This window comes from Nitrospira sp. BLG_1, from assembly GCF_047338595.1.
In the GTDB taxonomy this organism is placed as follows: Bacteria; Nitrospirota; Nitrospiria; order Nitrospirales; family Nitrospiraceae; genus Nitrospira_D.
Genome location: NZ_JBLFBO010000018.1, coordinates 1 through 16,380 on the forward strand (window position 1 = coordinate 1; position 16,380 = coordinate 16,380).

Consider the following 16,380-nt stretch of genomic DNA (forward strand, 5'->3'; position numbering starts at 1 on the left):
CGGCGGCGTGAGACTGTCATTCATGGCGTCCACTATTGACAACCGGGGTCAAACCACGAGCCGGATTCACCGCACCACGCATGAACGATGGAGGGTTCAACATCTCCGCGATCGTACGACCAAGGCAAAGGTGCTTGATCGTCAGCAACGCCAGACGCACCTGCCGAGAAAACAGCGCGAGGTGATGCATCACTACCAACAAGTCATGAAGTCGCTCGCACGATCGGATCGCGGAGAGGACCGACAACTGGCCGTGGATCTCGTGCGCTATCTCGAGGCACCTGATCGTACTCCGGAGACTGAGAGGGAACGAGGGAAGGACCGTGAACGATGAGACGTTCTGCCATTGACACCATTAGGAGACAACGGCAAAGACGATCGGCACACGATGTGTGCGCTTCTCAATGATGCGAATCTGCTGCCGGAGATTTATGTGGAAGAATTGCAGAAACTGCTGGAGGGGAAGGAGAAGCTGGTCATGCAGAAATAAGCCCGTGCGATCTCTGATCATTGGCGCGGTGTTGCCAGTACACGAGTCGTAATTGCATCTGCTCCTGAGTTTTTAGCCACACCTCATTTCTCTCTTGATCAGCACAGCCAAACCATGGTTCCGAAGCAGCTCCGGGCGGACCAAAGTGTTTCATTGTGAAACAGTTATTATTCCTCATCGCCGTATCTTTTTCGATTCATAGTGAATCGAATTGGATACACGTGAAACCTTCGGTCCGTCCCCACCTATCTACCAAATTGAATTCACATCAAAATACTTGTCGAGTCTAAGTGAAGAAACACCGCGACGGTCAAGCATCATTCTTGCTGAGGATATTGAAAGATGCGAGACATTGTAGAGATCGATGTCTAGTAGGTTTACTTTCATATGGAGTTGGTTTAAGAGATGACGCACAGCAAGTTGTCCGGTCGGAGCGTGTGTCCGAAAAGAGCCCGTGAGAGTCACACTGCATCCAGTGTGTTGAGTGCACTCGAAGTGGCGCGTCGCTGCGCATAATCAGTTTTCGTTTTCGTGATTTCCAATAGGATTCTGCCGACACGGGAGAGCAGACATGGCCTGCACTGCACTTCTCACAGGTGTTCCGCCGCTCACGCCTGCGTCACTCACCGACTTCGAGCGCGTGCTGCGGAACTGTGATCTGGATCCTCAAGTTATTCCGTTTGGCGATCGCTTCTGTCCCAACAATCTATTGACGGTCGGAGTTGCCATGCGTCGGGGGCCTGGGATGAATGTTTTCTTCTGGGACCCGAGTTTCTGGACTCTCCTCAATTTTAGACAAACCACGACAGAGCTGTATGAGGTGCTGCTGAAGGGTTGCATCGATTTTATTGCGTGGCCCTGCTGTGAGGACGAACTGGCCGCTCGCTTGCGACGGGTGAAGGCACTGAACGATGAGCAGAATGCCCCCAACGGTCAGTCGGTGAGTGCCGACGTCATTCGGGATCTGAGTTTGGTAGGTTGTTCAGACTGTTTCCTGTCGGCATTGCGGCTGACGGAGAAGTTTGCGCGGTACGAGGTGCCTGTGCTGCTCGAGGGCGAATCGGGGACGGGCAAGGAACTGTTTGCCCGTGCGCTGCACTACCTGGGGCCCCGCCGCGGCCAGCCCTTCGTGCCGGTCAATTGCGCTGCACTACCAGACACCCTCATCGAAAACGAACTGTTTGGGCACGTGTCCGGGGCGTATACCGGCGCCCACGGTCCGATGGATGGAGTCATCGCTCAGGCTAATGGCGGCACGCTGTTTTTTGACGAAGTCCACTGTCTCTCGCCAAAGGGACAGGCGACTCTGCTGCGTTTCGCGCAGGACCTGCACTATCGTCCCCTGGGCGCATCGACCCGGCCGCGTCGGGCTAATGTTCGACTCGTCGCTGCGACCAATCAATGCCTATGGGACTGTGTGTGCGACGGACGCTTCCGTGAGGATCTCTACTACCGACTCAACGTCGGTTTCGTCCGCTTGCCGCCACTGCGCGAACGCAAACAGGACATCGTCGCATTGGTGAACGACATCATTATCAAGCTCTGCACGCGATACGGGACGGGCCCACGCCGGTTCGATGCGCCCTCGCTCGCTTGGTTATCAGCTCAGCCGTGGAAGGGGAATGTGCGAGAATTGGAAAATGTGATTCAGCGGGCCTTCATGCTGTCCGATGATCCTGTCATTCGCATTGATCCTCGCTGTGTCAGTGTTTCCCGTGACAGCCAGGCGACGGAAATGAATCAGGAAGCACTCTTTAAAGACGCCAGACGGCGAGCGCTGCAGGAGTTCGAAGCAGACTATCTTCGCAGGATGTTAATTGTTGCTGCCGGCAACGTCACCGAAGCAGCGCGGCAGGCGGGCAAAGACCGGCGTGTGTTCGGGCGGCTGATGAAAAAGTATGGGATCGATCGAGGAGAATTCGTTTCTGACTAAGCCATCGACTGAGGCAGAACCATCATTGCCTGTCGCCGTCTTCTCAATTCATGAACCCTTCGTGAGCCGTTCGAGGACCTCGTCCACAGTTGCCGATTCATCCATCCTGAGTTCTTGCCTAAGCCGACGGATGAGGTCCATCGCCTCAGGCGGCGGGCTGTCCTTGTTCGGCTGCCTGAGCATAGTCAATAGTCTGGGCACCGCATCATCGCCCAGCGCTTCAAGAACCTTGGTCACGGCCTTCAGCGTATCGTCATGGGGCCTGTTTCTCGGTGAGGTAGACCGCTGTAGGGCAGCAACCTCCTCAGTCAATTTCGCGGTTGTCTCGACATCGATGACACCTTGCCGCCCAGCCGTCTGGAGGATTTCAGCGACAATGGGGGCCATAGTGCCCGCAAGAGCTTTGAACTCAACAGGCAGCTCTGCCGTCGCCTCAGCCTCCTTCGGCAGCGCCAAATTCTCGCCCACAACGCCACGGAGATCAGCCCCCCGTAAGTCGGCTCCCGTGAGATCGGCATCGGTAAGATCGGCCCCGCGCAGATCCGCATCGACAAGTTCAGCGTTTCCGAGCCGGGTGCCGCGCAGGTCGGCCCCGCGAAAATCGGCGCCTGACGCCGAGACACCCTCGAGGTTCGCCCCACGCAAGCTGGCACGGGAAAAATCCGTATCGGTCAACACGGCCCCTGTCAGGTCGGCGCCATCGAAGCGCGCGCCGCGTGCTCTGCAGTTCTCGATGCGAGCCCCCACGAAGGTTGCGCCGTTCGCTCGTGCTCCATCCAGATCGCACAGGCGCAAGACCGCGTCCGTCAAATCCGCTGCGTCCAGGCGCGCATCACGTAGGATGCAGCCTTTCCACTTCACCTCTGTTAAGGAAGATTCCCGCAGATCAGCCTCTTCAAGATCGAGGCCGTCGGCGCGCAAGCCCGCCAAGCGTAGCCCGCCCAAATTCGCTCCCTTGAGCATGATATTGCGTGCAGTACGGGAAGTTGCCTGGTAGGACTTGAGCATGTCCGCCACGGTTTCTTTAATCATCTGGGGTACTCCGCCAGTCTACCAATCGCCGAGCCGAGCGCACTTGTACTAACCTATGGTATCCTTTCAAGCATGATGGCCTGTCCTTGCGCCACAGTGTGGATAAGGGCGATCTTGGCTTCGAAGGTCAGCTCCCTGAGAGAGAGTGCGCGCCTGCCACGCCAGTCGTCTTCGATCGCAAACCCGAGGATCTCTTGGCCCTCTGAAATCCTGAGCCGACATTCGAACTCTTGCTGCTTGCCCTCAGTTAGGAATGCCCCCATTATACAGAGAGCGCTTCGCAGCTTCTTGAAAGCTATTTCGAACATCTCGCCTGCGGCGTCCTTCAGCTGCAGCGGCCCGCCGTCCGTAAGCAGGAGTGCTTCCAAGCGCAAGACCGGCTCAGCCGCGGATCCGAGTCCATACAGTTCGACGGCGCGGATGGGCCGTCCGCCCGTTTCGATGCGCGGCTCTACGGCGTACAACTTAACCCACTCATCGCCGATATGGACATCATAGGTGTCAGGGCGAATGCTCCGGTGAGCTATCATGTCGCGCAAGGCAAGTTTTGTTCCGATCGAATGGATCTGAAGATATGGCTCGGTGCTGGCAGTCATTGTGTCTCCCTAGAAGTTCTCAAGTCCAAACCCTCGTCGATCTCACGCTGCATCATTTGTTGGATGTCGTCAACCGATAGATCCAGGAAGGGATCTCGTCCAATCGTGTGCGGCAATTCTGATACAGGTACCTCCGCTGACCGGGGAAGAACAAGGGGCCGGCCCTGGGTGTCGGTTCCACTAGCCATTTGGATCTTCATCAGCCTTTGAAGAGTCTCGACATCATGAGGAGTCAACCCAAATAGTTCATGATGACGAATCATGAAGTCTTTGACGTGCAGTTCATACACCGGATACGGGAAACGCGTCTCGAAATCAGGCACCATGTCTTGCACATGGTGAAGCACTTCTTCAAGAATCTCGATCTTGCGAGGATTCTCGCGGTGCAGAATATGAGGATTCCCGGGACTCATCTCAGCATTGGTTCTGCTCTCCATCCAGTCGAGCCAACGCTCGTGCCCTCGTGTGACCTCCGTAAGCTTGAGCAGTTCGCCCTTCGCGGTTTGTTGGCGCCCGACCCAATCCCGCAGCTCGGGGGACGCCACTTCTGAACCGCGAATCCATCGGAGATCACCTTCCTGTGCCCATCGATTGAAGAACTCAAGCTCTTCCTGGAGCCTCATTCTAGCTCGCGCAGCCTGGTATTCGTTGATCTCGCCACTACCGAGGCGCGCCTCGACTTCTTCAATTGCGTTGCGGAGGCTGTTGAGCTGAGTCAGAATCTCGGAATCTGCGCCACTTGTTCCTCGGAGCCGCTCTACATCGTCGATTAGCTCTTGCGACGAACGTCGCACCGGTATCGTGGGCTGTTCACCACGTGGCGTGTGAAGTGGTCCACCCTCGGATCGACGTGGGTGTAGCGCCGCACCTTCTTGCTCACGTGGGCGCACACGTGGCACAACGCCTTCTTCGGTCGGCCGCGGCCGTGCGTCAGCTGGCGTTTCAACCGGCGGCGCAGACCCACCCGGCGTACCGGAGGTTCTGGGTGCAGGTATGTCGTGAACCACGCCGCTGCCCGGGAGAATGAAACGGTTCAGTTCATTAATCAGACTGCCAGGTATTTCCAGCTGCCCTTCAGCGAAGCGAACATCGACTAAGCGTGGTTGGCGACCCGGTAGCGGTGCAGTCTCGTGTTCAGGGATGGCGGCAGAGCGGGCAGCGCGCACCCAGTTCTCGTCCACCTCGAAGCGGATGATTCGTGCATTACCTTGGCTGTTCTGCATCACGAATTCGACCGCGCGCTCGAAGGAGCCGAAATTGAGATGTGCAGCTGCCCCGCCTTCCACGCGCACGTTTCCCTGAGCATCGACATGCACCAAGCTACGGCTGCGTTCACTTTCGACACGGAAAACCATGCGCCCGCCACTTTCGCCAGACAGTAAGGGGCGAACTAGGCGAGGCAACAGAGCTGGGTTCCGTTCGACGTCGGATAGTGGTACCCGAACAAGGCCGGAAGCTTCGGCTTGGAGCCCCGTGAACATCGTCTCGATATCTTCTGGACCAGGGAGGTCTTCAGTGGCGGAGCGACGACCTGACGCGAATTCTTCGGCCTCGCGGCGAACGGCGCTGGCACGTTGCTCAAGGTCAGCCGCCCTGTCAAGCATGCGAGCGGCTTCTTCACGAAGTGCACGTGCACGACGTGGGTTATAGGCTTCTGCTAGACCCGCCTGCTCTTCTACACTGATGGCTCGATTCACGAGACCGTTAGCTTCTGCCATCAGAGCGTTCGCCTGATCCTGGAGTGCGCCAGCGCGTTGGCGTTGTTGCAACGTTGCTTCTCCTGTAGCACGCGATGGCGCGGGGCGTGTGTCAGCACCCAAGCTGCCTGCTTCGACTCGCACCAAAGGTCCTGCTTCCGCCCTCGCGATCGCAGCCTCGATTTCAGCATCCGTTAAGCGTGGGAACAGGCCTTCGCCTTCTGACGCTTCGATACTTCCACGGCGTGGCACAGCTGAGGGTTCTGTTTCCGCCGCCTGGGGCCTGGTGCCGGTTTCTAGGGCTTCCTCGCGCAGCGAGGTGGGTGGTTCGTCAGTAACTTGTGCCCGGCTCGCTAACGGCGACTCGATTTCTGGTCGCGCACCGAACATGCGCCCGCCGAAACCTTCGAGGCGTTCTCCAAGCCGAGCGCCAACACCGCTGGGGTCGAAAGTGCGGAAGCGTTCAAGGGCGCGGCCCGCGCGAGTGGTCAGCTCAGGACGGGGTTCTGGGGCTCTACCACCGTGCATACGCGATATGCGAGCTGCCACTGCTGCCGAGGCCGCCGCGGAGGCGATGCGGGTGGGATCGAGCTTCTCTCCGGTGATGGCCGATGCCGCCAATTCGATACCCAAGCCAACAAGTGCACCACCGGCCACCTGGCCGACTGCCCCGCGCCGCGCCGCTGCCGCGCCAGCGCGCGTAGCTGGTGACGGGGCGCGAGGTGCCAGGACAGGCGGTGCCTCAGCGTGCGGCGCACCAGCACGGGGAGTGGACGTGTGTGGTGTGGCGGCGTGCGGCGTTGGGGCATGGGCTGCGGGGGGATGTGGTGTGCTGGGGTGGGCCCGGAAGCTCACGCCAGACATAGCACCGGCCATCACAAACCCCTGCCAGTTGAACTGTTGGCCGAAGGCGAAGTAGCCGAACGTCTGTGTGAGCCCTTCCGCCACGAGATCCGAGGTCACCGTGATGGCCAGCTGCGTGACTGCGCGCGCCCCCGCCGCCGCTGCGCCCGAGGCAAGGGCTCCACCCGCGAAGCCTAAACCACCGCCGATGGCACCGCCAATCGCCCCCATGACCATCGCGGTGACAAGACCCTCGTGCCAGGTCTCGCCCGAAGCCCAGTTGTTGAGGATCTGAATCAGACCCGCGCTCACCGCGCCAACGAGGGCACCTACGAGTATCACCGCAAATAGGCTTGCCCCCGCGCCCAGCGTCACGATGCTGATGACCGCCGCCGCGATGATGACCACGATGATGAGGACAATCGCGAGGACTTTCTTCCAGGCAGGCTGCTCTTTCTCCGCGGCTTTCCACGCCTCACGCGCGATCTGGCCGTCAAGCTCACCAAGCTTGTCGCTCAGTTCCTTCTCCAACCCTTTCAGTGATTTGCCGAGCGCCTCGTCGATCTTGCCACCGATAGTCCCTAGCGATTTGTCGAAGCCGGCGACGGCCTTTTTCATGGCGGTCGTCCCTTCGGTCGCACTTTGTTTGGCCTTTTGGACGTGGTTCTTGGTGAGCTGTCCGAAGGCGCGGCTCGCGCCGGTCATCAAGCCGCTCATCTGACTGCCGAAGCCACTCTCCGACTGGGCGCTGAGCTCATCGTTCTGCGCAGTGATTCCCGCCAAGCCATTCAGGGCCGCGGCACCCGAATTGGCGATCGATCCCTCCGCCGAGGCCGCGCCCATTTCCATCGTGCCAAGCAGCGTGCCCATGCCACCGCCGAGCGAGGTCTCGATGTTGGCTAGGATTTGCGCGAGCGTCGCCGGATCGGGAACTTCGCTGCCGGCGATGCGTTCGCGCAACCCCGTGAGTGATTGGTCGAGCGAATCCATCGCCGCCGAGATGCCACGCGCCAGGTTGGCGGCGCTCGCATGGGCCAACTGCTCGATAGAGAGTTGATTCACATAGCCGGCGTCGTTGACTGCCTGCCGCTGAGCGTGTTCCTGGGCAGACAGGGCCTTCACTGTTGTCGCCAGTGCCTTGTCGATCGCAGCGAGGTTGTGGGTACGCGCGAATCCGAGCCCTTCGAGTGCCTGTTTGCGTCCGCTTTCGAGCCCCGAAACGAGCTTGTCATGAGTGTCATCCAGGGTCTTATTGACCTGGCGCGCTCCCTCGATCACCGCACAGCGATATTGCGTGCGCAGCTCCTTGAGATCGTAGCCTTTCTTGTTGGCCGTTCTGAGAAAGGTTTTCTTGTACCCGGCCGCGGTCTTGCAGGCCGCATCTTGTTGGGCTTTGGCACGGCGTACGGTGAGGCAGCCGTCCCAGAATCCGTCGTCGCTGTAATCGCCTTTGCATCGCTCATATTGGTGGGCGTGCTCTTGTCCGCGTGTGATGGCGCGATTCGAATATTCGGGTCCCTTGTCCTCATGCTGCTTACGACCCGTCGCGAAGCGGGAGGTTACGTCTTCAAGGCCCGTAGTCTCCTTTTGATCGACCTGGTCGAGCGACGATATGTGTTGCGCATCGAGCGCGGCAATGGCGGCTGTCGTCTCCACCTCGATTAGCGCGACGTTGCTTGCATACTCAGCGTGAACGTGGGCGCGTGCCATTTGCGCCGCAATCATCGCCTGTAATCGAGCCTGTACGATGCGCGCAGAAATGTTTAGTTTTTCACTTTCGATCGCGGCCTGTATATTCGCCTTAGTAGCCTCGGCCAAGCCGCCCAGTCGTGCGGGGACCTGTTCGCGCGCAAACGCCACGGCACCGGCGACCTGCTCGGCCACTCCACGCATGAAGGACTGCACCTGCTCGACTGCCTTGTCCCGCTTAGCACTTTCGCCGCCCGGTGTAAAGGTTACGCCTTGTTCCAAGTTGCGGGCACGAATGAGTACGGCGTCCAGGCCACCCGATTCGGTTTCATACTCGATCACAGCACCGTCGCGCCCGCTTTCCGCACTGCCTATGGAACTACTCATCGAGCCGGGCGCTTCTGCACCAGGCTCGGCTTCGGCCTTTGCAGCACCAGCCGAGGTGCTACTACCTTCGGAACTCTTGGCGGCGGCCAGTGGTGTGACTGCGGCACCTGGTGCGGCGCCACCGGCCGCCGGAGCTACCTCAGCCGCAGGCGCTGCAGCAGGACCCATACTGCCCGCCACCTGCTGGGCGCCTTGGGTCATCGCTCTTGGAGGACACTGGTCGGGCTCGGGTTGCCACGCGTCGAAAGTGACTCTAGGTTCTTCCTGTGACTCGCCGGACCGTTCGTCCGAGCTGGGTTCCGGTGCGTTTTCGGGTGGCGGTGGCGGGTCGACGTTGTAACACGGCGCATTGATCCCGCCACCACCACCCGGGGCCGTTGGCGCCTCTGGGGCCGATGCCGGTGGTGGGGTGCCTGCAGCGGCCGGTGTACCGGTACCACCCGGGGCGGGTACGGCTCCGTCCACCGTGATTCCGACTGGTGGTGTTTCTCCTTCTCCCCCTTCCTTGGCGGCTTCGAGGGCGATGCCTGCTTCACCACCATCCGGTGGTCCAGTGGCCTTGCCAGAAGCGGCTTCTTTCCCCTTGCCTTTGGCACTCGGTGTGGACATTGCGGGGACCCGCGGAGGCGGTTCGATCAGATGAGTCGCGCCGGACGTGAAGCGATGCTGCACTATCTGTTCTTGCGCGACATTCCCACCACTGGCGCCGGTCTGTCTTCCAGAAGGGTTTGGCCTGGCGACTTCGTCAAGGAGCTCTTCAGCCGATCGACCACCGACCACTGCATCAGCGACACGATCCGCATGTTGCTCCCAACGGTCTCCAGCGCGTCCAACGTTGCCCGGCAGACTCAGGCCTTGGCGTTGCTGGATCACGTGCGCTGCCTCATGCGCTGCCAAGTGGAGATCCGGCGACTGTCGGAAGGCGATGCGAGGCCCCGACGTGAAGGCGAGGGCACCTATGTGCCGGTTGGCAGTTTCAGCGGCGCCGCCCATACTGCTGCGCACGTGCGAGACATCGTGGTGCCCAAACGAGGCCTGTATCCGATCAGCATGGGGGAGGGGCGAACTCGCATTGCTCAGGCCGTGTTTGGCCTCACGATGAATTAAGGTGGCGCTGCGGACCGGTGCCTTGGCCCTATCCTGTTGGACTGGCTCCTCGTCCTGGCAATCCGTGCACTTTGCCTGTACGCAGGTCGGCTCGGTGAGATCGGTACAATCCCACAGTTGCACTGGTTCTTGCTCGATCGTTTGGTCGGCACCCGCTTCCTCTGCATCGCACCCTGCGCATTTCGACTGTACAGGCTCTTCTTCGGCAGCTGCACCTTCAGCCTCGCACGTTGCACATTTCGCCTGCACTGGTTGCTCTTCTACCATCGTGTCTTCGGCTTTGCAGGCCGCACACCTTGATTGCACCGGTTCCGTTTCGCGCTGCTCGTCCTCAGTTTCGGCGGCACGTTGCATGGGTGGTTCCGCCATAGCTTGCTTGCTCTGCACGCAGGTGGGCTCGGTGAGATCGGTGCAATCCCACAGCTGCACCGGCTGTCCTTCTGTACTCGCCTCCTCTGCCACGCAGGTGGCACATTTGGTCTGCACAGGCGTTACGGCGTTACCATGTTCTGTGCGTGTTGACACGAGATTCGAACCGAAGCCCGAGTGGGAGGAAGATTGACGAGGGGAATTTGCTGATTGACGGTTGTTTTGCTCGAGTGACGTTATCCCGTGATTGCGGAGGGTTCCCGGTCTGGCGCTGCGTTCTAGCGCTTTCTGTTGAAGTGGGTCATTGGGGTTGTCGCCGTTGAGGTTGCCATGGCGAAGGCTTCCCGAAAGTACGCCTTGTAACTGCAGATTACCGGCCGTGTGGAACGCAGTGGGCGAGGCCTGCCGTGTACTGGTAGTGACCGGACGCTTCGCATCAGGAGCTGACGAGCGGGTCTTTTGCTGGGTAACGGTGGTCGCTCCCGCCATGGGTAGCCTCGTTCAATGTGGGAGCATCATGGGCCTGGACTCGCTGGCGCGCGATGGCCGGTGTCGACGATGAGGGCGTAGGCACGACCATTTTCCCATTTCACAGCGATGGAGCCATACACGCCCAACTGGCCGCTGGCCGCATCGGCGGGTGTCTTGGCTGAAGGCTGCCACCAATCTGGCGCAGCAACTTCTCTAGGAGACGACCAGTCAATCGGCAGATGCACATTGGGTCCGCTGACCGAGAAGGGCGTGAGGCCACGGGCCAGTACGAAAGCCTGATAGTCGTTCATAGACGTATCAAAACGGACCAATGCCTCCTGGTACGCGAGGTCGCCGCTCGGTTGCCAACAGAGGTACCGTACGTCACGTGCAGATCTGGGAAGTGGCGCTCCCAGCAGACGCGCAGCAGTTCGCCGATCAAAAAAGGCAAACAAACCACCGCGGCTTTTAGAAGTCATGGATTCAGATCCTCAGCTGATTGAGCACCGACTTCACCACCACCCACTTCGGTTTCCGGTCCACCGACTGAGCTTGCAGCACCTCCCACTTCGACATCGACACCAGCCCGACCGGCCTGATCGCCGACGTGTTGCGGCGTCCCCCCAAACCAAAGTGCCCCTGCGTCGCTGTCTTTCTGTATGCAGGGTGATGGTACACTGAAGATTTCGAACGGCTTGCCGGGCAGAAAGACTGCTGCTACCCGTGTCTTCACTTCCCCCGCCGTCGAACGTCCAGAAGTTCCAAATGGTTTTGGATCAAAGTCCCACACGTCGTAGAACTCCATGCTACCGGTGAAGATCCAAGTGCCGTCGGAATTTACCGTGAGCACACCTTTGTACTGTATGGTGAAGTTGCCCAAAGTGCCGTTGGTTAGGGCTTGTCCTGGACCGTTCACTTCGATGTATTTGCTAGCCGGTGCTGGTTTACCGGCTGCATTAGATACCCGGGCCTGTGTCTGCAACGCTGTCAACTCGGAGGCGAATCCCGGGCTGCGCCTAATATTGACAATGGGATTAACATTTATCATATCCCATGGCATTAAGGTGATCGGTGTGCCCGTATCGTCCATGTAGTTGTCAAGGAACATGCGCGGGAGGTAATGATCAAAGAAGGCAAGCCAAGCACGTCTCTCAATCCAGGTCGCCGAACGCAGATGCAGGCCAGATATGCCCTGCGAGACATGCGCCAGCTCGTGGGCCATCAGATCACCATCGTCTTCGCGCTCGCCCCGACCGAGCCAGATATGGGCGCCATCTGCGAAGGCGCGCGCACCCAGCATTCCGGCGGCTAGCTGAGCATCACGGTCGGCATGCACCCGAATTGCCTCGGCATTGAGGCCCAGACCTCGTTCGGCCAGCTCGCGCATTTCGGGGTGTAGCGGCCTTCCACCTTGGGGAGGTGTGAGGGTGCTGGCCGTCGGGCTCCCTTGGCCCAGTCGAACCCGGTCGCCTTTGCGTATGCGGTCTGCCGCCGTGTCTGCCTGTTGCTCCAAACCCTCTCGCCCTTCATGCGCCTGGGCCGTCAGGTTGTCGAGTTGAGCAGCACTTCGCTTACGACGACGAAACCGGGCGAAAGCTCGACCAGCATTTGGTCGGTTCTGATTGCGAGAGGATTCCGGGGACTTGGGTGAAAAGCCGTGCTGTGCCATGTCCCTATCTGCCGTGCACCAACCCGTGGTACTGCCTAAATCCACTCACCGCCGGGGGGCTTCCCTGTTTCTGCTGGTGGCGGGCCATCGCCTGGACGATCTCGGCCATGCCGATGACTTGCCGCCCAGCGCTGGCCAGGAAGGCAGCGTCCAGAGAGATCATCTGAATCTCGCCTCCCGAGGTCTCAAACTGTTCGGCTAGGAACCGGAAGTCCACGTCCTCGCCGAGCGGTGCGGCGGGTGGAAACATGCCACGCCACAGTCGCTCACGTAGGACTGCATCTGGCTTGGGGAAATCTATTACGTAATGCATACGGCGGGAGAAAGCCTGGTCCAGGTTCTTGGCTAGATTGGTCGCGAGAATGACGACGCCCTCATGTTCCTCCATCTTCTGGAGCAAGTAGGCGATCTCGATGTTGGCGTAACGGTCATGGGCATCCTTCACTTCGGAGCGCTTGCCGAGCAATGCGTCGGCTTCGTCGAAGAAGAGAATCCCGTTGCTATGCCGAGCTGCAGAGAAAATGCGGTCGAGATTTTTTTCAGTTTCGCCGATGTATTTGGACACCACTGTGGCGAGGTCGATGCGATAAAGATCGACCCCTAGGTCGTTGGCGATGACACTAGCCGTCATGGTTTTCCCAGTGCCCGATGCACCGGCGAAGAGAATCATCAGTCCGTTTCCACGACCGGTGCGTTCAGCCATGCGCCAGCGTCCATAGACACGTTCTCGCTGAGCGATCGCCGCAGCGATCTCACGGACTTGGCGCAAGGTCGTATCAGGTAGCACCAGGTGCTCATAGCGATGCGGTTTCACCACTCTCGATGCGAGTTGCCCGAGTGATTGCGTGGAGTGTCGGCGTGCAGCCTGCCAGAGGGCGTCGTGCAGCATGGCAGGGTCGTCAGCCTGGTATCGTGCGGCGGTTTCCGCCGCGGCGGCGATGCGGGAACTCGGTAAACTAAAACGCTCGGCCAGGTTGTCCACGAACAAGATATCTGGCTTCACGCCCAGGCTGCGCAAGGCGCTCGTCCAAGTCGTAGCCCTGTCGTCGGCGCTGGCCTGGGGCAAATGCAGTTCGAGGTAAGACAGATCGGCTATGCCTTCGGCCCATGGGGCGTCGTGCGGTACAGCCCAAAACACGGTGAGACCAGAGGAGGCCAACTCCCGTATCTGTTGGGTCAGCTGCGTGTGCGGCGCTGGTTCTCGTGGATATCCACCCAGTTCGTCGAATACCACCACAGTTGCATCGGAGAGCAAGGCGACTAGATACACGCGGGTGCGTAAGGTGGACCACCCGCCGCCGGTCTCTCTCGTGAGCACGCTCAGCGGCAGCGTCAAGACACCTTGGCCATGGCTGGCAGTGTAGAGACGTGCAGCAGCAAATTGTTCGATGGGTGTCTCACCTGTACAAATGACCAGGCCCGGACGTAGCGGATGCCGGGCACTGAACTCATGCACAGCCGCTCGCGCTGATGCGGAGAACAGTTCTAGGTCGACGGTCAACGGTGGTATGATCCGGACGGCATCGGGCAGCCGTGCATCGGCCAGCGGAAGGTCTAAGAGGTAGTGCACCGTGGGCGGAGAAGCGACGAAACCCTGTGCCAAACCGGAACGTGATTCGCTCGGCTCCAACCAGTCCAAGAACCCGAGGACGAATAGCCTTCCGCATATGCTCAGTGCTGCACGCCTAGACGCATCACCAAGACCATCCAACAGCCGCAAGGCAAGGTCAACGGTTGGGTACTTACGGGTTATGTCGTTGTTGAGGTAGGCGTAGAGGGTCTCGTATTTCAGGGAAAGTTCTGGGGCGATGGCGAACAGGAGCAGATCGGTTTCGAATTCAGACAGACCAAAACGCGTCGCGAGCCGAGCCAACGGCGTCTCGGTGCTCCGCAAGGCGCGCAGGGCTGATGCTTCGCTACTAAGTTGCTTCACCGGATCAGCGGTTCCTCCCGCTCCCACCGACTGCCGGCGCAGGAGTTCATCCACCTGTTGGTCGGAAATGTACAGACCGCGCAGCTCGTCTAGCGACAGCTCGTAGTGCGCGCGCAGCCTCAAAATTTCTCGCTCCAACAGCCGGTCGAGCCAGGTGAGATCGGCTTCGTAGCTCAAGGCAGTGGATTGTGGCGTGACGGTATCCATTGGTTTCATGGCTCGTAGTCCAACACGAAACAACGCTCTGGTGGCCCAGTCCACCGCACGGTCCCCCTACCTATGCCGGTGAGATTGAGCAGCACATGCAGCGGCGGACGTGAAAGCTGCAGATATCCCGTGGATTCCAGAGTGGCAGACCCCTCTAGGAGATTGTGATAGAGGTAGGGTAAAGAGGTTCCGGTGAAGCCTGGAACCCGATAGGCAAAGCGACGCATCACGATCTGCGCCATGTGTACGAACAGCCGCTGCCACGGTTCAGGCAAACCCCAATGCATGGCCAGGTAACGCCAGTCGTTACGAGCACGGCGGGCGGCAGCGAGACACGCACGCCACGAGGGCGATGCAATACATCCTGGTGGACGTGAATTCCGCAATTCGTCGCACCATAATCCGCTCGCTTGATCGACAATGGCCGATAGAGTCCGGCCTCCTGTCCGCAATGGTGCTGCAATGCGAACGCCGCGAGTGTGACCACGTGCGCGTTGAGCCAGACAAGCCAAGGCCGCGGTTGGATCGCCCGCTGCCAGCCACTCGTTCAAGGTGGGAAGATCGATGTTGGGTGTAATGCCAAAGACATCGCGCCAGAAGGCTTCGCCTGCGAACTGTTTGGTGCGTGGCTGCCCAACGCATTGCGCCATCACCAACCAAGCTGTGAGACCACGTGCAGGCACCTGTTCGGTGTGAGGGAGTGTGCCGGTCAGTGCATCGTCGAGTAGATTGTCGAGTTCGGGTAACAGGAGAACCAGGCCGCCGAAGGCAGTGCGAACAGGTTCGACGCCATTGTGGACCACCGTGTCTAATGCTCGTGAGGCCTCAACCCGCAACAGCTCTGCCAGAGTGGAACGCCACTGTGGCCAGGCAGCTAGTGCTGCCCACCCTTCTGCATCCCGTTCGGTATCCGCTGCCACCAAGGCACCTATATTTCCCCGCCGAAGTGCTATGACTAAGGTCTCGGCGTCGCTGCGCATGGCGAGGGCTGGTAGCTTCGCTGCGAGTTTGATCCACCGTGCCAGGTTGGAGGTCGGATCAAAGCCGGCGCGCAGGGCTGCAGAAAACAGATACAGCGCGGCTACGAACCAGGGTAGGGCCTGAAGATGTGGCGCGTGCTCCCGGTAGAACGCCGCGAGCGTGTCGGGTTCTGTTTCTTCAGCACTTTCGCTGGCTGAAAGTTCATCCAGGATGCGTAAGGTCTCACGACGGGTGAGCACCACTGCCAGTTGGTTCCAGACTTCTTTCGATAAAATCGAGAGGACTTCCCGACCGAGTTCGTGATCTTCCACTAACACTGTGCGAATCGCGCTGGCTGGAGGTAGTGCAGAAAGCCCAGCGAAGGGCCGGTAGTACCAAGCGGAACTGCTGTGTCCGTTGGAGAGATCGGAAATAAACTGTACACGATAGGCGGCGGGTGAGGCAAAGCGTAGTATGCCGTCACCTCCGGATTCGACGGCGTTGACAAGAACCTTGGTGAACTGGTAAGCCCACCGCTCCACGAGGCGTTCAGGTTTCTGACTCAAATCTAATTGGCAGTCGAAGACCAGCGACTTGACCAGCACCACCTCCCCAGCATGGGTTGAGAACCATGGTGTAAGCCTCGTGGTCAATTGGCTCAGTAGCCCATCGGTGATATCATTCAAGTCGGTGCGCATCCGCTCCGGCTGAGCGGAGTTATGCGGTACAAGAAAATCATTGTGCCAGCGGTGAATGCGTAAAACGGATGTGCTCACGGTAGCGTACCTGGTGGTTGCGCTGTGGCAGGCGAATTGCCAGCCTCTTGATTCAAAAGTTCCTGCAGTACCCGCATCGCCCCATTGATACGTAGCAGTTGCTCGCGCACCGCGGTGATCTTGGATTCGTACTCAGCAAGCAACCTTTGCCCCGATGCAAATTCGTCAGACAAGGTGGCCAAACGGGTTTCAATCACGCTGCGATTCATCGTCTTGTTCAT

Annotated in this window: 11 protein-coding genes; 3 read left to right on the plus strand and 8 right to left on the minus strand. The window is 59.4% G+C overall.

The window, feature by feature from the left end; all coding sequences use genetic code 11:
- The 3 genes from ACMTNU_RS13450 to ACMTNU_RS13460 all read left to right on the plus strand — a co-directional run.
- Positions 1–334, plus strand: a 334-nt coding sequence (locus tag ACMTNU_RS13450; protein ID WP_413935771.1) for a hypothetical protein, incomplete at its 5' end; no start/stop codon positions are given.
- A 12-nt stretch (positions 335–346) separates the two neighbouring features.
- A complete protein-coding gene (locus ACMTNU_RS13455) occupies positions 347–490 on the plus strand; it encodes a hypothetical protein (protein WP_413935772.1) in 144 nt (47 codons plus the stop codon).
- A gap of 571 nt (positions 491–1,061) precedes the next feature.
- The gene (locus ACMTNU_RS13460; protein ID WP_413935773.1) at positions 1,062–2,423 is read left to right on the plus strand and encodes a sigma-54 interaction domain-containing protein; all 1,362 of its coding nucleotides are present in this window, start codon (positions 1,062–1,064) and stop codon (positions 2,421–2,423) included.
- A 48-nt stretch (positions 2,424–2,471) separates the two neighbouring features.
- On the opposite strand, the gene ACMTNU_RS13465 is transcribed toward ACMTNU_RS13460, so the two are convergent.
- From ACMTNU_RS13465 to ACMTNU_RS13500, 8 genes are read right to left on the minus strand one after another with little or no spacing between them, the layout of a single operon-like run.
- On the minus strand, positions 2,472–3,455 hold the full coding sequence (locus tag ACMTNU_RS13465; RefSeq protein ID WP_413935774.1) for a pentapeptide repeat-containing protein: 984 nt from the start codon (positions 3,453–3,455) through the stop codon (positions 2,472–2,474).
- Between the two features lie 53 nt (positions 3,456–3,508).
- Entirely contained in the window at positions 3,509–4,051 is a 543-nt protein-coding gene (locus ACMTNU_RS13470) for a hypothetical protein (RefSeq protein ID WP_413935775.1), read from the minus strand.
- Positions 4,048–10,632, minus strand: a complete 6,585-nt coding sequence (locus ACMTNU_RS13475) for a DUF4157 domain-containing protein (protein WP_413935776.1) — start codon at positions 10,630–10,632, stop codon at positions 4,048–4,050. The genes ACMTNU_RS13470 and ACMTNU_RS13475 overlap by 4 nt, the downstream gene beginning before the upstream one ends.
- Before the next feature lie 26 nt (positions 10,633–10,658).
- Positions 10,659–11,093, minus strand: coding sequence for a hypothetical protein (locus ACMTNU_RS13480; protein ID WP_413935777.1), 435 nt, complete (start codon positions 11,091–11,093; stop codon positions 10,659–10,661).
- Positions 11,090–12,283, minus strand: coding sequence for a DUF4157 domain-containing protein (locus tag ACMTNU_RS13485; RefSeq protein WP_413935778.1), 1,194 nt, complete (start codon positions 12,281–12,283; stop codon positions 11,090–11,092). Before ACMTNU_RS13485 ends, ACMTNU_RS13480 begins: the two co-directional genes overlap by 4 nt.
- A gap of 4 nt (positions 12,284–12,287) precedes the next feature.
- Entirely contained in the window at positions 12,288–14,432 is a 2,145-nt protein-coding gene (locus ACMTNU_RS13490) for an ATP-binding protein (RefSeq protein WP_413935779.1), read from the minus strand.
- Positions 14,429–16,159, minus strand: a complete 1,731-nt coding sequence (locus ACMTNU_RS13495) for a hypothetical protein (protein ID WP_413935780.1) — start codon at positions 16,157–16,159, stop codon at positions 14,429–14,431. Before ACMTNU_RS13495 ends, ACMTNU_RS13490 begins: the two co-directional genes overlap by 4 nt.
- Positions 16,156–16,380, minus strand: coding sequence for a hypothetical protein (locus ACMTNU_RS13500; protein ID WP_413935781.1), 225 nt, complete (start codon positions 16,378–16,380; stop codon positions 16,156–16,158). The genes ACMTNU_RS13495 and ACMTNU_RS13500 overlap by 4 nt, the downstream gene beginning before the upstream one ends.